The organism is Pseudarthrobacter sp. MOO13, assembly GCF_058267655.1.
Map to the genome: position 1 here is coordinate 2,980,810 of NZ_CM177848.1, position 19,454 is coordinate 3,000,263.

18 protein-coding genes are annotated in these 19,454 nt (G+C 66.9%); 12 read left to right on the forward strand and 6 right to left on the reverse strand.

Annotation, left to right across the window (positions count from 1 at the left end; genetic code table 11):
- Positions 1–155 precede the first annotated feature (155 nt).
- Genes AC4EEO_RS13630 through AC4EEO_RS13640 form a run of 3 tightly spaced genes read left to right on the forward strand, consistent with a single transcriptional unit; the run spans position 156 to position 4,084 of the window.
- Positions 156–1,208, forward strand: coding sequence for a homoserine dehydrogenase (locus tag AC4EEO_RS13630; protein WP_491339034.1), 1,053 nt, complete (start codon positions 156–158; stop codon positions 1,206–1,208).
- Positions 1,201–2,616, forward strand: a complete 1,416-nt coding sequence (locus AC4EEO_RS13635; protein WP_491329531.1) for an aldehyde dehydrogenase family protein — start codon at positions 1,201–1,203, stop codon at positions 2,614–2,616. The genes AC4EEO_RS13630 and AC4EEO_RS13635 overlap by 8 nt, the downstream gene beginning before the upstream one ends.
- Positions 2,617–2,671: 55 nt before the next feature.
- Positions 2,672–4,084: an aspartate ammonia-lyase gene (locus tag AC4EEO_RS13640; RefSeq protein ID WP_491339035.1), complete on the forward strand. Its 1,413-nt coding sequence runs from the start codon at positions 2,672–2,674 to the stop codon at positions 4,082–4,084.
- Here the strand turns inward: AC4EEO_RS13640 and AC4EEO_RS13645 are convergent.
- Complete coding sequence (locus AC4EEO_RS13645; RefSeq protein ID WP_018761987.1) at positions 4,081–4,542, reverse strand: Lrp/AsnC family transcriptional regulator; 462 nt, start codon at positions 4,540–4,542, stop codon at positions 4,081–4,083. The genes AC4EEO_RS13640 and AC4EEO_RS13645 overlap by 4 nt on opposite strands.
- A 121-nt stretch (positions 4,543–4,663) precedes the next feature.
- On the opposite strand from AC4EEO_RS13645, the gene AC4EEO_RS13650 reads away from it, so the two are divergent.
- Together AC4EEO_RS13650 and rlmC are read left to right on the forward strand one after the other, a co-directional pair.
- Positions 4,664–5,350, forward strand: a complete 687-nt coding sequence (locus AC4EEO_RS13650) for an HAD hydrolase-like protein (RefSeq protein WP_491339036.1) — start codon at positions 4,664–4,666, stop codon at positions 5,348–5,350.
- Between the two features lie 85 nt (positions 5,351–5,435).
- Positions 5,436–6,563: a 23S rRNA (uracil(747)-C(5))-methyltransferase RlmC gene (gene rlmC, locus AC4EEO_RS13655; RefSeq protein ID WP_491339037.1), complete on the forward strand. Its 1,128-nt coding sequence runs from the start codon at positions 5,436–5,438 to the stop codon at positions 6,561–6,563.
- Between the two features lie 12 nt (positions 6,564–6,575).
- Here rlmC and AC4EEO_RS13660 read toward each other — a convergent pair whose 3' ends face one another.
- Positions 6,576–7,199 (reverse strand): FMN-binding negative transcriptional regulator, encoded by a 624-nt coding sequence (locus tag AC4EEO_RS13660; protein WP_491339038.1) that lies wholly within the window; start codon positions 7,197–7,199, stop codon positions 6,576–6,578.
- A 16-nt stretch (positions 7,200–7,215) separates the two neighbouring features.
- Positions 7,216–8,145 carry a DMT family transporter gene (locus tag AC4EEO_RS13665; protein WP_491339039.1) on the reverse strand — a complete coding sequence of 310 codons (930 nt, stop codon included), beginning with the start codon at positions 8,143–8,145 and terminating at the stop codon, positions 7,216–7,218.
- Between AC4EEO_RS13665 and AC4EEO_RS13670 the strand changes: the two genes are divergently transcribed.
- The 3 genes from AC4EEO_RS13670 to AC4EEO_RS13680 all read left to right on the forward strand — a co-directional run bounded on the left by AC4EEO_RS13670 (position 8,144) and on the right by AC4EEO_RS13680 (position 12,492).
- Complete coding sequence (locus AC4EEO_RS13670) at positions 8,144–9,556, forward strand: aminotransferase-like domain-containing protein (protein WP_491339040.1); 1,413 nt, start codon at positions 8,144–8,146, stop codon at positions 9,554–9,556. The two genes, AC4EEO_RS13665 and AC4EEO_RS13670, sit on opposite strands and share 2 nt — an antisense overlap.
- Positions 9,557–9,695: 139 nt before the next feature.
- The gene (locus tag AC4EEO_RS13675; RefSeq protein WP_491339041.1) at positions 9,696–10,712 is read left to right on the forward strand and encodes a DUF6454 family protein; all 1,017 of its coding nucleotides are present in this window, start codon (positions 9,696–9,698) and stop codon (positions 10,710–10,712) included.
- 61 nt (positions 10,713–10,773) lie between these two features.
- Positions 10,774–12,492, forward strand: coding sequence for a phospholipase C (locus AC4EEO_RS13680; RefSeq protein WP_491339042.1), 1,719 nt, complete (start codon positions 10,774–10,776; stop codon positions 12,490–12,492).
- Between the two features lie 414 nt (positions 12,493–12,906).
- Here AC4EEO_RS13680 and AC4EEO_RS13685 read toward each other — a convergent pair whose 3' ends face one another.
- Both AC4EEO_RS13685 and AC4EEO_RS13690 read right to left on the reverse strand, forming a co-directional pair.
- Positions 12,907–13,731 carry an SDR family NAD(P)-dependent oxidoreductase gene (locus tag AC4EEO_RS13685; protein WP_109863520.1) on the reverse strand — a complete coding sequence of 275 codons (825 nt, stop codon included), beginning with the start codon at positions 13,729–13,731 and terminating at the stop codon, positions 12,907–12,909.
- A 190-nt stretch (positions 13,732–13,921) separates the two neighbouring features.
- The gene (locus tag AC4EEO_RS13690; RefSeq protein WP_491339043.1) at positions 13,922–14,875 is read right to left on the reverse strand and encodes a plastocyanin/azurin family copper-binding protein; all 954 of its coding nucleotides are present in this window, start codon (positions 14,873–14,875) and stop codon (positions 13,922–13,924) included.
- Between the two features lie 387 nt (positions 14,876–15,262).
- On the opposite strand from AC4EEO_RS13690, the gene AC4EEO_RS13695 reads away from it, so the two are divergent.
- The gene (locus tag AC4EEO_RS13695; protein WP_491340427.1) at positions 15,263–16,528 is read left to right on the forward strand and encodes an MFS transporter; all 1,266 of its coding nucleotides are present in this window, start codon (positions 15,263–15,265) and stop codon (positions 16,526–16,528) included.
- Between the two features lie 133 nt (positions 16,529–16,661).
- Positions 16,662–17,096 carry a YdeI/OmpD-associated family protein gene (locus tag AC4EEO_RS13700; protein ID WP_491339044.1) on the forward strand — a complete coding sequence of 145 codons (435 nt, stop codon included), beginning with the start codon at positions 16,662–16,664 and terminating at the stop codon, positions 17,094–17,096.
- A gap of 141 nt (positions 17,097–17,237) precedes the next feature.
- Here the strand turns inward: AC4EEO_RS13700 and AC4EEO_RS13705 are convergent, their stop codons facing one another.
- Positions 17,238–17,441, reverse strand: a complete 204-nt coding sequence (locus AC4EEO_RS13705; protein ID WP_009372930.1) for a cold-shock protein — start codon at positions 17,439–17,441, stop codon at positions 17,238–17,240.
- A 342-nt stretch (positions 17,442–17,783) separates the two neighbouring features.
- Between AC4EEO_RS13705 and AC4EEO_RS13710 the strand changes: the two genes are divergently transcribed.
- Together AC4EEO_RS13710 and AC4EEO_RS13715 are read left to right on the forward strand one after the other, a co-directional pair.
- Positions 17,784–18,185, forward strand: coding sequence for a TfoX/Sxy family protein (locus AC4EEO_RS13710; RefSeq protein ID WP_491339045.1), 402 nt, complete (start codon positions 17,784–17,786; stop codon positions 18,183–18,185).
- 2 nt (positions 18,186–18,187) lie between these two features.
- Positions 18,188–19,453, forward strand: a complete 1,266-nt coding sequence (locus tag AC4EEO_RS13715) for a flavin-containing monooxygenase (protein ID WP_491339046.1) — start codon at positions 18,188–18,190, stop codon at positions 19,451–19,453.
- The last annotated feature ends 1 nt before the right edge of the window (position 19,454 follow it).

Sequence of the window (19,454 nt, forward strand, 5' to 3'; positions counted from 1 at the left end):
AATTGCGAATGTTGCACGCATCCGCAGTTACGCCGGATGTCGATGTGGTTCTCCAATGGTCGATATGGCCGCCCGATAGTGCGTTTGGACATGTCCCGACGGACAGCGGCCCGGGCCACGATGGGAACACCAAACCACCACATCAAAGGAGCACCATGACCACCTACGACATCGCATTGATCGGGTTCGGCGGCGTCAACCGAACGCTGGCCGAACTGATCGCAAACCGGGGCGATGACCTCAACCGTGAATTGGGCTTCGGCCTGCGGGTTGTCGCCATCACGGACCTTCGGCTCGGTTCCCTGGTCCGGGACGGCGGAATCGACATGGACATGGCCCTGCGGATAAACCCGGCGGAGGAGACCTTCGCAGCGCACGGAGGATCCGCGGACCCGGACAACGAGCGCGTCATCAGGACGTGTTCCGCCGACATCATTTGCGAGGCGACCTTCACCAACCCCGCAACCGGGGAGCCGGCCGCTTCGCATGTGCGGTGGGCCCTCGAATCGGGGAAGAGTGTCTGCACCACCAACAAGGGCCCTGTCGCCCTGCACGGTGCCGAACTCACCGGACTTGCACAGCGGAACGGGTTGCATTTCGAATTCGAAGGCGCGGTCATGAGCGGGACCCCCGTCATCCGCTTCGCCAAACAACTGTTTCCCGGTCTGGCCCTTAACGGGTTCGAGGGCATCCTCAACGGCACCAGCAACTATGTCCTGGGCCGGATGGAAGAAGGCCTCGGGTTCGAGGAGTCGGTCCGGGAAGCCCAGGAGCGCGGGTATGCCGAGGCGGATCCCACGGCCGACATCGACGGCTATGACGTCCAGCTCAAGGTCCTGATCCTGGCCAACGAACTGCTCGGCGCGGACCTTCGGCTGGCGGATGTTGAGCGCCAAGGTATCTCGTCCCTGACCCCGGAGGACCTCAGCAGCGCAAGGAACGAGGGCCGCCGCTGGAAGCTCGTGGGCTCAGCACGGAGGAACCCGGACGGAACCGTCAGCGCCTCGGTATCCCCCGCGGCCCTCCCCCTGGACCACGGCCTCGCGGGAGTGTCCGGCGCAAATAACGCGGTCTCGTTCAATACCAACCTCCTCGGTCCAGTGACCGTTTCAGGGCCAGGAGCCGGACGGGTGGAGACTGCGTTCGCCCTCCTGTCGGACATCATCGCCATGCACGGTGCACGGAACCAGGTGGCTGCAGATGCGTGAATCGGTGATTGCACCCCTTGGCGCTGAATCAGCCGTCTTCCGCGACGTTGTGAGCCCCTACGATGGCCGGGTGGTGGGGACAGTCGCCATGGCCCAACCGGAATCCGTGGACGCGATCGTCGCGTCGGCCCGGGCCGGAGCGAGGCAGGCGCGGGCGATGTCCCGCCATGCCCGGGGAAGAATCCTGGACAGCGCCGCCTCGAAGATCGAGGAACGGCGCACGCAATTTGCCCGCACCATCACAGCCGAGAGCGGAAAAACCATCCGCCAGGCACGCAAGGAGGTGTTGCGCGCAGTCAACACCCTGCGCCTCTCCGCGGCTGAGGCCCGCCGCAACGCCGGCGAGACCATACCTTTCGATTCCTACGAGGGCTCGGAGGACCGCACGGGTTGGTTCTCCCGCGAACCCCTGGGGATCATCGCGGCCATAACGCCCTACAACGATCCCTTGAACCTGGTAGTGCACAAAGTAGGGCCCGCCATCGCGGGAGGAAACGCCGTCATCCTCAAGCCATCCGCCCTGACGCCTTTGTGCGCGGAACTGCTGGCGGAGGTCCTTTCCGAAGCCGGCCTGCCGCCCGGGGTGCTTACGGTGGTCCACGGGGACAGGGGCGTTGCGGAGGCGATCGTGGCAAACCGCGGGATCCGCATGGTGTCCTTCACCGGCGGTTTTTCCACCGGCGAAGCCATCGCCAGGACCGCAGGCTTGAAGAAGCTCTCCATGGATCTTGGTGGGAATGCCCCGGTGATCATCATGGATGACGCGGACATCGACGCTGCCGTGGAGGCCTGCGTCTCGGGCGCTTTTTGGGCGGCAGGCCAGAACTGCGTGGGTGTGCAGCGCATCCTTGTCGCCGAATCCCGCTACCAGGATTTCCGCCGCGACTTCCTGCATGCGACGGCGCACCTTGTATCCGGTGACCCGGACGACGAAGCAACCGACATGGGGCCGATGATCACTGGCGCAGCCGTGGACCAGCTCACGGCAAAGATAGGAACGGCCGTCGCCGCCGGGGCTGCCGTCCTCGCGGGAAACACCAGGATTGGCAACGTCTTCCAGCCCACGGTCCTGGAGAAAGTCAGCCCGTCCAGCCGGCTGTGGATGGAGGAGGTTTTCGGGCCGGTGGCCATGCTCCAGCCGTTTTCAACCCTTGACGAGGCGCTGGAGATGGCCAACGCCGTGGACTTCAGCCTCCACGCCGGAATCTTCACGCGGTCGCTGGAAACAGCGCTGCAGGCGGCGTCCCGCCTCGAGGCGGGCGGCGTCATGGTCAACGACTCGTCCGACTACCGCTTCGACGGCATGCCGTTCGGGGGATCCAAGTACGGCAGCATGGGCCGCGAAGGCGTGCGTTTCGCCTACGAGGAGATGACCCAGCCCAAGGTTGTCTGCATCAAGCGCCCATGACGGAGCGGACCTGCCGTTCCCAACAACCACAAGATTCTTCCCGGCGAAAGAAACCATGGAATATCGCATCGAGACGGACACACTAGGGCCCATCGCCGTTCCGGCGTCCGCCTATTGGGGAGCCCACACCGCGCGGGCCCTGCAAAACTTCGCCATCAGCGGCATCCCCGTATCCGCCCATCCGCACCTTGTTCGGGCACTGGCGATGGTCAAGAGCGCTGCTGCCCGCGCCAACGGAGAACTCGGCGTGCTCTCGCAGGACAAGGTCCGTGCAATCCGGCAGGCGTGCCAGGAGATCCTGGCCGGAAAGCATCACGGGCAGTTCTGCGTGGACGTCATCCAAGGTGGGGCCGGCACCAGCACCAATATGAATGCGAACGAGGTCATCGCCAACCTGGCGCTGGAGAAGTTGGGCCACGGCCGCGGTGACTACGGGCACCTGCATCCGATTGACCACGTCAACAAGTGCCAGTCAACCAATGACACCTATCCCACGGCCCTCCGGCTGGCGCTGGCCGCCGGTGCGCTGGAACTGGCCGAGGAACTGGAACAGCTTGCGTCCGCGGCCATGGCCAAGGGAACCCAGTTCAGCGGCGTGGTGAAGATTGGGCGCACCCAACTGCAGGACGCCGTCCCCATGACGCTGGGGCAGGAGTTCCGAGCCTTCGGCACCACTGTCCGGGAAGACTGCGCCCGCATCCTGGAAGCCGTTGACCTGATGCTCGAATGCAACCTCGGCGGGACGGCTGTGGGGACCGGCATCACGGCCGAAGACGGATTCCAGCGGCGGGCTTTGGCCGCCCTCGCGGAGATCTCCGGCCTTCCGGTCCGTGCCGCCGACGATCTGTTCCAGGCCACATGGGACGTGGGCGCCTTCATGCACTTATCCGGAATGCTGAAACGCGCCGCGATACGACTCTCAAAGATCTGCAGCGATCTGCGGTTGCTGGCGAGCGGGCCGCAAAACGGGCTCGGCGAAATATCCCTGCCGGCGCGCCAGGCCGGTTCTTCCATCATGCCCGGCAAGGTGAATCCGGTCATTCCGGAGGCCGTCAACCAGATCGCCTTTGCCGTGGCCGGAGCGGACACCACGGTGACAATGGCCGCGGACAACGGGCAGTTGCAACTCAACGCCTTCGAGCCCGTGATGGCCCATGTCCTGCTGCAGTCCATTGGCTGGCTGGGAGCGGGTGCTGCGAGCCTCCGCACCCTCTGCATCGATGGAATCGAAGCCAACAGCCAGTTGCTTCGGACTCGCACCGAGGCATCTGCCGGCGTCGCGACAGCCTTGGTACCGAGCATCGGATACGCGGCCGCTGCGGCGGTGGCAAAGGAGGCCCTCCGGAGCGGGGAAGCCGTGGTGGACATCGTGGCCGGGAAGCAACTGATGGACCTTGTGTCGGCCAGGTCCGTGGTGGATGCGGCCATGGCGGGAGGTGGCACCCGGATGCCCGGTTCCGTTGGCTAGGCCGGCAGCACTCCTGCGCCGCGCCGGACATAATTGGACAGGGTCATTGCCGTTACCGTGTCCGTTACGCCGGGTGTGGCCGCAATCTGCTCCCAGATCTCCTGGATCCGTTCAAGCGAACGCGCTTCAACGCGCACCAGGAGGTCAAAGTCGCCACTGACCACGTCGCACAGCACCACCTCCGGGATCGACTGCAGCACCGCAATAACGTCGGCCCCGCGAACCCTGTCCTTCCGGTAGACCATCAGGAAGGCCGAAACTGTGCCCTGTCCCGGAGCGCCGGCCACCACGGTATAGCCCTGGATGTAGCCCTGCCGTTCCATTCGGTCGATCCGTTGCCGGACGGCATTGCGGGAGAGCATGACTTTCGCTGCAAGTTCCGCATGACTGATGCGGGCGTTGCGCGTCAGTTCCGCCAGGATGCTCTGATCGATCCGGTCAAGACTAGCCCGATCCATGTCCACCCTTCACCGTATGTACTCCCAACATGCAGACACGAGTCGGCCGGCTCCAGAATGAAAGCACAAAGAGATGATACTTCGGCACCAGAGCCTCCAACGCACGGCAGCTTTTGGTTGCGTGCTGTTCGACATGGACGGGACGCTGCTCGATTCGGCACCGGGTGTCACGGCCAGTGCCGCCCTCGCCTTGGCTGCCGTGGGGGCGCCGGTTCCAGCGCCTGCAGGGCTGCTCCGCCTGGTGGGGCCGCCCATGCTCGAATCCCTTAGGGAGATACTGGGCCACGATGAAGTCCTCGCCCGCCGGGCCCTCACCCATTACCGGCAGGCCTATGCGGACGTCGGCGCGCACCAGTCGGTTCCGTACCCGGGCGTCCGGGAAATGCTGGAACAACTGCGCCTTGCCGGCATACCGATGGCGGTGGCGACGTCCAAAGCCGAAGACCAGGCCGTCCGGATGGCACGCCGTTTTGGGCTGGACCACTACTTCACCACCATTTGTGGTGCGTCGGACCTGGACGCGAGGTGGAGCAAGGCGGATGTTATTGCCGAAGCGCTGGTCAGGCTGGAGGCTGCAAAGGTGGACCTCCGCGCCCCGCTCATGGTGGGCGACCGCAGCTACGACGTTGCCGGAGCCACAGTCCATGGCATTCCCGCAGTGTTCGCCAGCTGGGGTTACGGCTGCTCGGGAGAAGAAGAAGGAGCCAGCCTCGTGGCTGCCTCCCCGGCCGCAGTGCTCGCTGCGGTCATAGGCCCCGACGGAAGCACCGGACAGATGGCACGGCGCACACCGCGTCACCACCCTTAAAGGTACGACGGCGGCGCTGAGCCAAGTGCCGTCGTCGTCCGTGCACTTCGAGGCTGCGAAAGGCAGCGGGTAAACTTGTCCGGTCATGGACTGCTCCTATTTCGATGCCGGCGCCTGCCGTTCCTGCACCCACATGGGCATGCCTTACGGCGAGCAGCTGGCCGGCAAGCAACGCCACTGCCAGGGCCTCCTGTCGGGCCACACCGGACTGGAATGGCTGCCGCCGGTGGCCAGCCGGGAGTCCGGCTTCCGCAACAAGGCCAAGATGGTGATCGGCGGGACGGCCCAGAACCCCACCATCGGAATCCTCGACGCCGACGGCCACGGCGTGGACCTGCGCCGGTGCGGCGTCTGCTCCCCGGGCCTGTTGGCCTGCTTCCCGGTCCTGGCGAACTTCATCCGCCGGATCCGCCTGACGCCCTACGATGTGCCGCGCCGGACCGGCGAACTCAAGCACGTCATTATCACCGAATCCCCCGATGGCGAGATCATGCTCCGCCTGGTCCTGCGCTCCGAACAGGTGCTGCCGCGTATCCGCGAACACCTGCCGGAACTGCTGGCGGCGCTTCCCCAGGTGAAAGTGGTGTCGGTCAACCTGCATCCGGAGCACAAGGCCGTCCTGGAAGGTGACCGGGAGATCCTGTTGACCAGCCAGGAAACCTTGGCCATGCGCGTCAACGACGTCACCCTGCACTTGCGCCCGCAGAGCTTCTTCCAGACCAACAGCGAGATGGCGGCGGCGTTGTACCGGCAGGGCCGCGAGTGGGTCACCGAGCTCGCGCCCGCATCCGTCTGGGACCTGTACTGCGGGGTGGGCGGTTTCGCCCTGCACTGCGCCGCCCCGGCCCGCACCGTCACCGGCATTGAAACCAGCGGCGAGGCAATCGTGTCCGCCCGGCTCAGCAGCGGGGAGGCGGGCCTGGAGGGAATGGAGTTCCAGGCCGGCGACGCCACCGCCTTCGCCTTGGCTTCTGATGAGTCGCCGGACCTGGTGATTGTGAACCCGCCCCGCCGCGGCATCGGCACGGAACTGTGCGGCTGGCTGGAAGCCTCGGACGTGCAGCACGTGGTGTACTCCAGCTGCAATGCACAGTCACTGGCCCGCGACCTGGCGAACCTTCCGTCCTTCACGGCGCGCCGGGCCCGCGTCCTGGACATGTTCCCGCAGACCACGCACTACGAGGTGATGGTGCTCCTGGAACGGGCAGCATAGGGCCCTCAGGCGTCAGTTTCGGCGGGCGCGTTCGACGGCGGCCGCCCCGGCTTCGCGCCCCTCGGCCCGAAGACCCGCTGCCACTCCTTCAGCGTCGGCGTCGGACCGGTTTTGGCTCATCTTTTCCTTCGCCTCGATCCGGCTGACCAGCAATTCCACGCCGACCACCGCCCGCAGCTGGCCGGCGACGAACTTCTCCGGGGCGTCGTCCACGGCCCAGGGATGCTCCCGGCCGTCCTCGTGCAGGCCGGTCAGGTGCCGGACGTGCCGTGCCAGCCAGCCGGCGTCGTCATGGATCACTAATTCGCCGTAGACATGCAGCGTGGCGTAGTTCCAGGTGGGCACCACCCGGCCGCGCTCGGCCTTGGCGGCGTACCACGACGGCGAGATGTAGTCGTCGGGGCCCTGGATGATGGCCAGCGCTTCGCCGGTGGGCAGGGCGGTCCACTGCGGGTTGTTCCGCGCCATGTGCGCCTGCAGGGAACCGTGCGCCCCCACGCCGGGGTTGAAGGCGAAGGGCAGCAGCGTGGCCAGTAGGCCCTGGTCCGTCATGGTGATGAGGTTGGCTGCGCCGGGCTCTGCCAGCAGGCTGTGGACGGTTTCGGAGGCGGCAGCGAAGTGCGCGGGAATGTACATGGTGCTCCTTTTCGGGCTAGCGGGCGGGACGGTTGAGGCGGACGCGGACGGCCGCGGCGGCGCAGAGGATGACGGCAAGGGCGCCCAGGAGGGTGGTCCAGGTGAGCGCCTCCCCCAGCAGCAGCGCCGCCCAGCCAATGCTGAGGACCGGCTGCAGCAGCTGGATCTGGCTGACCTGCGCCATGGGCCCGATGGCCAGCCCGCGGTACCAGGCGACGAATCCCAGGAACATGCTGACCACTGCCAGGTAGCCGAAGGCCGCCCACTGGACGGGCGTGGCCGACGGCGGCTGGCTGAGGACGGAGGCAACCGCCAGGACCAGCATGGCCGGGGCGGCGAGGACCAGTGCCCAGGCGATGGTTTGCCACGATCCGAGTTCGCGGGCCAGCAGGCCCCCTTCGGCGTATCCGACGGCGGCGCAGGCCACCGCACCCAGCAGCAGCAGGTCTGCCCACTGCAGGTGCCCCACTCCCCCGGACTGCAGGAAGGCGAAGGCGATCGCCGCCAGCGAGCCAAGCGCCATGACCACCCAGAAGGCGGCGGCCGGCCGCTCGCCGGTGCGAAGCACGGCTGCCGTCGCCGTCGCCGCCGGCAGGAGGGCGATGACCACGGCACCGTGCCCTGCGGGAACCGCGGTGAGGGCGTAGGACGTCAGTAGCGGGAAGCCGGCGACGACGCCCCCGGCCACGAGGGCAAGGCGCAGCCAGGTGCCGCGCCGGGGCAGCCGCTGCCGGGTCACGGCAAGCGCTGCGGCGGCGAGGAGTGCGGCGACGACGGCACGGCCTGAGCCGATGAACAGTGGCGGGATCCCGGCAACGGCCACACGGGTGAAGGGCACGGTGAAGGAAAACGCTGCCACGCCGAGGAGTCCCCACCACACTCCGGCCGACAGTCCCAGCGGTATCGCTGGGCGCTCAAGGACAGTAGCGCTACTATGTTCTTTCATGAATAACGATAGCAGTTCGCGCATCACGGCGGCACTCCGTCAGTGGATCAGCAATGCGGCTCCCGGTGCGCGGCTGCCGTCCACCCGCCAGTTGGTGGCCGAACACCAGGCAAGCCCCGTGACGGTGCAGAAAGCCCTGCAGGCCCTGGCCGCCCAGGAACTGATTGAAAGCCGGCCCGGCGTGGGAACCTTCGTCCGCGCGGTCAGGACGGCCCGGCCGTCCGACTATGCCTGGCAGACCGCAGCGCTGCGGTCCCCGTCCTCGCCGCTGCCGTCGTCGTCGAGCACAATGCGCAACGTTCCCGGCGATGCCATCTGGCTGCATTCGGGGTACCCGGACCGGGAGCTGCTGCCCGAACGGCTGGTGCGGGCAGCCCTGGCCCGTGCTGCCCGCGGGGATGCCGCGTTGTCGCGCCCGCCCGCCGCGGGCATGCCGGAGCTGCAGCAATGGTTCGCCCGCGAGCTGGGGCAGGCAACACCGGTAGGGGTCACCCCGCCTACGCCCAATGACGTCATCGTGCTGCCGGGCAGCCAGAGCGGCCTCAGCTCCATCTTCCGCGCCCTCGTGGGCGCCGGTCAGCCGCTGCTTATCGAATCGCCGTCCTACTGGGGCGCCATCCTGGCCGCCGCGCAGACCGGGGTGCGCCTGGTGCCGGTTCCCACCGGGCCGGACGGACCCGACCCCGCGGACGTGGACCGCGCCTTCGCCGAGACCGGGGCACGGGCCTTCTATGTGCAGCCCAACTACGCCAACCCCACCGGCACGCAGTGGGCGGCGGGACGCGGCGGCGAAATCCTGGACGCGGCCCGCCGGCACGGCGCGTTCCTGGTGGAGGACGACTGGGCGCACGACTTCGGCATCACCTCCGATCCCGTGCCACTGGCCACCCGGGATGATTCCGGGCATGTGGTGTACATCCGGTCGCTGACCAAAAGCGTCTCCACTGCCATCCGCATCGCGGCAGTTATTGCCCGGGGTCCGGTGCGGGAACGCATCCTCGGCCAGCGTGCGGCGGAATCCATGTACGTCAGCGGGTTCCTCCAGGCCGCAGCCCTGGATGTGGTCACGCAGCCCGGCTGGCACACACACCTGCGCAGCCTCCGCCAGCAGCTCCAGTCGCGCCGGGACCTGCTGGCCACCAGCATCGGCGAACACGTCCCGCAAGCACACATCGACAACCTGCCCCGCGGCGGATTGAACCTGTGGGTGCGCCTGCCCGATGGCACGGACCTCCCGCGGCTGGCGCGCGACTGCGAAGATGCCGGCGTCATCATCGCCGCCGGCACCGAGTGGTTCCCCGCGGAGCCCGCCGGGGCCTTCATCAGGCTGAACTTTTCCGGCCCCAACCCAGGCGCGTATCCGGACGGTGCACGAGTCATCGGCGAGGCGCTGGCCCGGCAGGACCGCTAAGGCATTCCGTGGCCTCCTGACGGCAACGCGCCAACCGGACAGTCCGGCGCCAACGGCAGTTCACCGGGGCGCCATGCCCGGTTCATTACCCATTAGTAACTTGAGAGCTCCTGTTGAGACCCCAACCTTAAAAGGCCCCATGAGCTCCACTCCCACGCGGCGCGCCCTCACCGTTGCCGCGTCCCTGATCGTTGCAGCCTGTGCGGCCGCCGGTACAGCGGCCGCACAAGCGGACACCCCGGACAACGGCAGCCCCGCTTCCGGGACCCGCCACGAAACAAACACCGATCTGGCGGACGCCTTCGACTCCGTCAGCCGGACCACAGCCTGGCAGCAAACGTCCAAGCTGAAACTGAACTTCCCCACGTACCACACCGAGGGAATTGCCTACAGCCAGGACCACATCTTCCTCTCCGCCGTCCAGATCCTCGAACCCACGGTCAAGTACCCCGCCCCGCAGGACGGCTACGACCGCACACCGGGCAAGGGCATCGGCCACCTGTTTGTCATGGACAAGGCGGGCAACCTGCAGAAGGACATCATCCTGGGCGAAGGCGACACGTACCACCCGGGCGGCATCGATTTCGATGGCACCAACGTCTGGGTGCCGGTAGCTCAATACCGGCCGGACAGCAGCGCCATCATCTACAGGGTTGATGCGGAAACCCTGGACGTCCACAAGCAGTTCGAGGTCAAGGACCACTTCGGCGGCATCGTGCTGGACAAACAGACCGGCCACCTGGTCGGGAACACCTGGGGCTCCCGGCGGTTCGCGGAGTGGGACCTGCAGGGCAAGGAAGTGTCCACCTGGGAAAACCCGAACTACTTCATCGATTACCAGGACTGCCAGTACGTCCCCAACGCCAAGATGCTCTGCGCAGGAGTCACCAACCTCCCGCAAACCCCGCCGGCCGGCGGGACCGCAGCCACCTACGAACTGGGCGGCATGGCGATGATCGACCTGAAGTCCCATGAGGTGACCCGCGAGGTCCCGTTCCAGCAGTGGTCCACCGCCGGGCACGTGGCCACCCGCAACCCGTTCAAGATGACCGCCAACGGCGGGCACCTGACCATGACGGTGGCCCCGGACAACGGCGATGAGGGCAACGGCACCGAAATCCTCACCTACGAAGCCGACGCCGCCCCCGCAAAGTAGCACTCTCCCGCACCCGCCGCAGGCCGCGGCGGTGCACCCACCAGGAATGATTGGATACCCCATGCCTTATCCGGCACCCAGATTCACCAGGAAGAGCGTCACCGCCGCCACCGGTGCGGCCGCCCTGGCGGCCACCGCCCTGACGGCCGGACTGGTCGGCTTCGGCGCCGCCCCGGCGAGCGCCGGCACCCACGACGACACGGCGACGCCGATCAAGCACGTCGTGGTGCTCTTCCAGGAGAACGTTTCGTTCGACCACTACTTCGCCACCTACCCCAACGCGGCCAACACCCCCGGCGAAACCCAGCAGGGCTCCGGTGCCCCGGCGGCCAAATTCACCGCGTCCACGGACACGCCCAAGGACATCAACACCCTGGCCAATGCAGGACTGCTGGCACCGAAGAACCCCAATTCGGTCCAGCCCTCGCGGCTGTCCCCGATGCAGGCCGTCACGTGCGACCAGGACCACGGCTACAAAGCCGAACAGAACGCCTACAACGGCGGCGCGATGGACAAGTTCGTCCAGTTCACCAGCCGTGACGTGTGCGGGACCAACCAGTACGGACGCCCCGGCCTGACCATGGACTACTACGACGGGAACACCGTCACCGGGATATGGAACTACGCCCAGAACTACGCGATGAGCGACAACCACTTCAGCACCGTCTTCGGCCCCTCGACTCCGGGCGCACTCAACCTGATCTCGGGCCAAACCCACGGCGTCAAGGAATACAACGCCGCCAGGGCACCCGTGGCCACGCCGGCCGCCGGCAGCAGCGCCGTCCGCCAGCCGGACGCCAACGGCGTGGGCACCGTGATCAACGACCCCGACCCTGTCTACGACGACTGCTCCAACAGCAGCCACGCCAAGGCCAACAACCTGGCCGGCATGACCGGCCGGAACATCGGCGACCTGCTCAACGCCCAGGGAACATCCTGGGGCTGGTTCCAGGGCGGCTTCGCCCCCACCACCGCGGCCACCGGCAGCGCTCCCGCATCCTGTCTCGCCGCGCACACCAACGCCGCCGGCGCCTCCGTGGTGGACTACTCCCCGCACCACCAGCCGTTCCAGTACTACGCCTCCACCGCCAACCCGCACCACCTTCCGCCCGCTTCGGACGCGGAGATCGGGCACAACGGCCAGGCCAACCACCAGTACGACCTCGCCGACTTCAGCAAGGTGGTGGACAGCGACAACATGCCTGCCGTGTCCTTCCTGAAGGCCTCCGAGTTCCAGGACGGCCACGCCGCGTACTCGGATCCGGTGGACGAACAGAACTTCATCACCAAGACCGTCAACCAGATCCAGCAGTCCAAGAACTGGGACAACACCGCCGTCGTGCTCGCGTATGACGACTCCGACGGCTGGTACGACCACGTCGCGGCCCAGCCGAAGAACGCGTCCACCGGGTCCGACGACGCCGCATGGTGCTTGAATGCCGCAGCGAACGGTGTGCCGGTGGCAGGGGGCTACGCCGACCGGTGCGGCCCCGGCCCCCGCCAGCCGCTGGTGGTCATCTCCCCGTACGCGAAGAAGAACTTCGTGGACCACACCGAGACGGACCAGGCCTCCATCCTGCGGTTCATCGAGGACAACTGGCACACCGGCCAGATCGGTGACTCCTCGGCCGACGCGACGGCAGGATCCGTGGACGCGATGTTCAACTTCCACCACGAGCGCAACGACAAGGTGCTGCTGGACGAACAGTCCGGCGCCGTCGCCTCCATCAGCCACAACGGCAACGTCCAAGGCGGCGGAGCGGACAACTCCGGCCACTGACCGTCCCGCGAGGCCTAAAGGTCCGCGCCGCCGGCGATGCGTCACTTATCAGCCAAGGTCAGGACATGGCACCCGTCTTCGTGGGGCCATGACCTGCCAGGGCGCTGATAAGTGGCGCATTTCTGCGTCAGCCGACATCTCCGGTTCCGCAGTGGGCCGGTCACAGAATCCGCCACTGCAACCCCCAGGGCAACACCCAGGGCAACACCCATTGCCGGTACGGCGTACATTTCTGTCCCCGGGCTCGAAGCCACCCAGTCCAAGCGCTTAACCGAGAAGCCTGCCGCCGCGGCGGCGGCAACGGACCTGCGTACGTCCGGGGCCCGGTGCAGGTTATCGGCCGCGACATCTATGGACTGGACGCGGACCACGACGGCGTGGGATGCGAGTAGGCCCCACGGCCCGAGCCGCGGGTCAGGCGGCGGCTTTGACCAGCTCTTCGCTCTTCTCCCACAGCCCCCGTGCCAGGTCGGCGTCATACGCCTGGCGGTTGGCTTTGGCCAGGGCCCGCTTGGCGTAGTAGGCCCCGGAGATCCAGTCGGTGCCGGCCGTCCCGTTGATGAGCCACAGCATGGTGTCGGCACCCTGGTCCGGGCTGAGCATGAAGCGGTTGGCCACGCTCTTGTACAAGTGCCGGAACGGGCTGCTGGAACCCGCCGCGAAGTTGGTGCGGACCACGCCCGGGTGGAAGGCCGCCGTCGTGATTCCCTGGTCGTGGAAGCGGCGGTGCAGCTCGGACGTGAAGAGGATGTTGGCCAGCTTGCCGGTGCCGTAGGCACGGAAGGTGCGGTACCCGTGCTCGGCGTTGAGGTCGAACAAATCCACCTTGCCGGAGAAGTTCGCGGCGCTGGCGGTGTTGATGATCTTCGCGTGGCTGGCGGTCAGCGTGTCCATGAGGGAGGTGGTGAGCAGGAACGGCGCCAGGTGGTTGACCTGGAACGTCAGCTCGTGGCCGTCCACGGTGAGCGTGCGCTTGCCCATCATGCCGCCGGCGTTGTTCGCCAGGACGTCGATGTGCGGATAGGTGGAGCGCAGGGTGTCGGCCAGCGCGCGGACCTGGGCCAGGTCGGCGAAGTCGGCGAGGTGGTGGTCCGCGCCGATCTCAGCAGCCAGGGCGCGGGTCTTCTCCGCAGACCGGCCGACGACGACCACCCGCTCCCCTGCCTTGGCCAGCGTCCTGGCGGCTGCCGCGCCGATGCCGTCGCTGGCGCCGGTGATCACGATGGTGCGAGGAGTCAAGGGGTGTCCTTCGGTCGGCGGGCGGCGCACCGGGAGGGCACACCAAGGGAAACAACGACGGCGGGACGCCAGGTGTTCCCCGGACTGCAGGTGGCGGGACTTCCCACACGGCCTGAAACGCGGCTGGCCCGGCCGAAGCCTCCGCTTCGGCCGGGCCAGCGCATCCGTCAGTTGATGTCGTTCAATGGTGTCAGTCGACCACCCGCACCTGGCCCACCATGCCCATGAAGTCATGGAGTGCGCAGATGTACTTGAACGTGCCTGCCGTCTTGAAGGTCACCGAGAACTCCCCGCCCGGCGGAATGATGCCGGAGTTGAGGTCGCCACCGGTGAAGTTGGACGGCGTACCCGACGGCGCAAAGACATTCGCCGGTTCGGTGCCGAAGGTGACCGTGTGGGGTGCTCCCATGCCGGTGTTGGCGAACACCACTGTTTCGCCGACATGCACCGTCACGCTGGGCCGGACGAAGCGCATGACCATTGCAACGCCGTCGTCACCGCCTGCCAGGACCCTGTGGTTGCTGGCTTGCTGGGCCAGCGAGGCGTCAAGCTGGTGCCCGTCCCGGAGGATGGCCCTCGCCTGGGCCCATGATGCCTTGTTGTAGTCCGCCTGGCTGTAAGGATAATCCGTGCCCTGCTCCCGGACGTGGACCGTCCCCTTCATCATCTCGCCGTGGACCAGGCAGTAGTAGGTGAAGTCGCCCTCCCGCGGGAAGGTCAGGCTGTAGCTCGTCGTGACAGGGAACCCCGGCACCTCCACGTTCGAAAGGAGGCCCGAGTTGTAGTACGAGTGCCCGTCGTAGCTGTCCCCTCCACGCTTGAGCAGTTCATCCTCGTTGAACGGATTGAACGGCTGCAGCGACTGGCCGGCAGCCAGGAATGTCACCGTGTGGATCTCGGCGGCGTTCGCCGCCCAGTTGATGGTGTCATGCTCATTGATGAAGATCTCCGAAGGGAGGAAGGACATTCCCTGGATTTCCTGGTCGCGGGACTCGGAGCCCACCTGGACCTGCCAGGTCCGATGACCCCAGCCGTCGGCCGATGCCGGACCGGCAGCGGCCAGTGAGGCCAGCAGCGCAACGGCGAAGGCGACAATAAATGCGAGTTTGTTGAATCTTGTGGTGTTTCCCCGGTTTTGCTTCATGGCAACGCTCTCTTGAACGGTATTCGGCCGAAAGGCCGATGCAGCGGTGGCCGGTTCAACTCAACCCACGGGCCAAACAGGCCACTGATTTCGGAGTAAAGGGTGCCGGACGCCCGGGCTGGGGAGCCCGGGCCCCGGTTCCGGCGTAAAAACACGCCGGACATGCACCACCCCAACTGGTGTCGCAGAGGTTGAATATTGGTTGTCCACGCGCCGCCGCCATGGCTTGCCACGCGGCAGCGGCTCGCACCTTTTAGATTGCTCCTTCAGCCGAACTTTGTCGAGAAGGGAAACCTGCGGCGGATGGGGGTTCCAGCAGGGACTCCCACCGCTGCCGCGTGAGCTGGTTGTGTTGTAGGCGTGGCAGTCCCCAAGGAAGACAACGAGTTGCAGACCGAAACATCCGCAGGCCAGGCAGCGGAAGCTGACGCCGGGCCGGAGGCTGCACGCGTCCCGGGGCGCCCCGCCAGGATCCCCCGCGCGGGGCTTCTTGTCCTGTCCGCGGCAGGCTTCACCGCGGTCACCACCGAGCTGCTGCCCTCGGGCCTCTTGCCGGAAATCAGCCGTGACCTTGGCGTCCAGGAATCAGCCGTGGGCGCACTGACGGCGGTTTACGCTGCCGTCATCGTGTTCACGGCGCTCCCCCTCTCGCGGCTGCTCGCCGGTCGCATCCCCCGGAAGACGCTGCTGATCGCCACGATCCTGGCGTTTGGCCTGAGCAACGTGCTGCTCGCGGCCAGCCCCACTCTGCCGCTGGCCATTGCTGCCAGGCTGCTTGGCGGAGTGGCCCACGGGCTCCTCTGGTCCAGCATGGCGCCCTACGTGGCAAGAATCGTGCCGGCGCATTCCGTAGGCAAGGCCATGGCCATAGTGTTCAGCGGCAACAGCATCGCCCTGGCGATCGGTGCGCCGCTGGGCACCATGATGGGCGCCGTGCTGTCCTGGCGCAGCTCATTCCTGGCCCTGGCCGGAGTCGCGACCCTCCTCGCATTGCTCGCCACGTACCTGTTGCCGGTGGCCACGGATTCCGGTCGGGAAGCACGGCCGTCGCTGCGTGCGGCCCTTGCCGTGCGCGGGGTGGTGGCCGTTGCCGTCGCGTGGCCGCTCCTGGTCCTGGCGCACTTCACGCTGTTCACCTACATCGCGCCGTTCCTGCTGGCCTCCGGGCTGCCGGCCGGCGCGGTCAGCATTTCACTGTCCGTCATCGGAGTGGCCAGCCTGGTGGGAATCTGGATCGCGGGCATCACTGCCGATTCCGTGCCACGGCGGTCCCTTCTCATCACGGTGGCCGGACTGCTGGCGGTCTTCGGCCTGCTTCCGCTGCTGGGCGCCACCTGGCCCGGGGCTATGGTCCTGCTGTCACTGTGGGGAATAGCGTTTGGCGCCATCGGCATCTACAACCAGGCAGCAATCCTCCGCGCGGGAGGCGAGCACCGGGACGCCGCCAACGGCGTCACGGTGGTCACCATCCAACTGGGCATCGCCGTCGGCGCCTCCTACGGCGGCCTGGCCTTCACGACGCTCGGTGCCGGCCTGGTGCCGTACGCCGCCGCCATCCCGGTGGCTGCGGCCCTGGCCATCATTGCAGCGAGCCGCAAGGGCGGCTACCCGGCAGGTACACGGGAATCGTCGCGTCGCAGGCCGGCACCGTAAGCCGCGTGGCCGGGCGCCGGCCTCGGCGGCAACCAATTCTTGAAAGCCTGGATATTGATGGCCGAGGCGGGGTGGTCCATGCTGAACTTGTCCCCGCAGCATTCCCTGCCCGCAAGCCTGACAGGAGCCAGCCGTGAAGTTCACAACCATCCTCCATCTCGACGGCGCCACCGCCACCGGAATCCGCGTCCCCGACGACGTGGTGGCCGCCCTCGGCGGAGGCAAGCGTTTCCCCGTCCAGGTCACGATCAACGGTGTTGAATACCCGAGTACGGTGGCCACCATGAAGGGCGAACCCAAGGTCCCGGTGAGCTCGGAGATCCGCAAGCTGGCCGGTATCAAGGCCGGCGATGAGGTCACCGTGGAGCTCGTCCCGGACGACAAGCCGCGATCGGTGGATGTTCCTGAGGACCTGGCTGCCGCCCTCGCTGCGGATACAGCCGCGGCCGAACGCTTCCAGTCCCTCTCCTACAGCAACCAGCGGCGCCATGTGCTCGCGGTGACCGGCGCGCGCACCGAGGAAACGCGTTCCCGCAGGATTGCCGCGGTCCTCGCCGAACTCGGATAACCTACCGCTGCCCCGGACTGGACTGCCGGCCTGGGGACCAGAAGGCACAGGGAGTTCGCACAGCCGGGTTAACAAAAAGCAGGGCTTGCCGGTGACGGCAAGCCCTGCTTGGAAACCTAACGGTCCCGGAACCCTAAGAAATTAGAGAGCCTGGATGTTGGTGGCCTGGGGACCCTTGGGGCCCTGCTCGGTGTCGAAGGAAACCTTCTGGTTCTCTTCGAGGGAGCGGAAGCCGTTGGAGTTGATCGCGGAGTAGTGCGCGAAAACATCCTGCGAGGAGTCGTCCGGGGAGATGAAGCCGAAGCCCTTTTCAGCGTTAAACCATTTGACGGTACCAGTAGCCATTATTTTTGTCCTTCGTGAAGGTGGAGGGAAAATCCCGACTTTCGGGCCCTCCGGTGTGGGGTGTTCAAAAACCGCTACTTCAGAAGAACACGGACTTTCGACCGCGCGTACTGCCTGAACTACCAACTGCATAAACACAACAACAGGTTCAACACTACAGGAGATTCGGCCCACGCCTAATTAAGTAGGGGCCACCGCCGTGCGCCGTCATCCGGCACCGGACTGTCCCGGAGCGTTGGGCCGGCCGGAACGGAGGGCAGCCGCCCCTCGCCCACTGTTCCAAACAGGCATATCCTGCATCCATATCAGCTGACAACCACGCTGCCACCGGGAGGTCACGCCATGGAAATGCCCAAAGCGACGGAGGAAGAAAAGGAACGCTTCCGGCGCCTTGTGCCGGACCATCCGGGCGTGGTGGTGAAGCCGATGTTCGGCAACCTCGGAGCGTTCGTCAACGGCAACATGTTCGCGGGCTTGTTCGGTTCCACCATCGGGCTGAAACTGTCCCGGGAGGACAAAGAACTGTTGGAGTCCTCAGAGCGGACAGTGCCGTTCGGGCCCGCGGAGCGGCCCATGGGCGGCTACACCGGGCTGCCTGACGTCTGGAACGAAGAGGGCGACAGTGACGACACCCGGGCGCGTGCCTGGGCCGGGAAAGCCCTGGACTACGTGGCCACCCTGCCGCCCAAGGAACCCAAAACCCGGGCGCCCCGGACCAGCGGCCGCGGGACAGCGGCGCGGTAGCCGTGTCCGCCTCCGCGGTTCCCCGGCAGGACACCAACACCCTGGTGGTGGGTGCGGGCCAGGCGGGCCTGGCCACCAGCTGCTGGCTGGCGCAGCGCGGCGTGGAACACCGCATCCTGGAGCAGCGGCCCGCCCTCGGCGGCGCCTGGCAGGACCGGTGGGATTCCTTCTACCTGAACACGCCGAACTTCTCCGTCGCCCTGCCGGGGTCCCCCTATGCAGGGCCGGACCCGGACGGGTTCCTGACCAAGGACGCCACCATCGGGTTCTTCCGCGGCTACGCCAGGGACATCCAAGCCCCGGTGGAACTGGACACCGGGGTTACCCGGATCACCCCGACGGAAGGCGGCTTCGACGTCCTGACAGGCCAGGGCACCTGGACGGCCCGGAATGTGGTGCTCGCCAGCGGCGCGTTCCAGCGCCCGCGGATCCCTGCCGCCGCCGTCGGCATCGCCCCGGAGGTCCTGCAACTGCACAGCCATGACTACCGCAACCCGGACCAACTGCCGCCCGGGGCCGTCCTGGTGGTGGGGACGGGGCAGTCCGGCGGCCAGATCACGGAGGACCTGCTCGACGCCGGCCGGACCGTGCACCTGTCCGTGTCGTCCTGCCCGGAGGCACCGCGCCGTTACCGCGGCCAGGACATCTTCCACTGGATCCGGGAGGTGAACGTCCATGGCCCCGACTTCGGCATCAACGCGCTGCTGGTGGACCAGTTGCCCTCCCCCGCCGGGCGGTTCCTGTGCAACCCGCTGCTGTCCGGCACCGGGGGCGGGCACAGCGTCCGGCTGCGCGGACTGGGCCGGCGCGGGGTCCGGCTGCACGGCCGGTTTGAGGGGGTCGACGACGGTGTCCCCGTCTTCACTGACGACCTCGCCCAGCGCCTGGCTGCCGCGGAGGCGGGGTTCGGCCAGCGGTTCAAGAAGCTCTTTGACGCTTACATCGACGCCGCGGGGATCGACGCCCCCGAGGCCGAGCCGGCGGAACCGGACAGCTGGCAGCCGGACGGGCCGGGTTCCCGGCTGGACCTGCGGGAGGAAGGAATTACCTCCATCGTCTGGTCCACCGGGTATGGGCTGGACTTCAGCATGCTGGACCTTCCGCTCCTGGACGAGTGGAACTACCCGCGCCACAGCAAAGGCGTGACGGAGCACCCGGGCCTGTACGCCGTCGGGCTTCCCTGGCTTACCCGGCATATTTCCGCCACCTTGGTTGGCGTGGGCCCGGACGCCGAGTACGTGACTGAACACCTGGCAGCGCGGGGCTGAC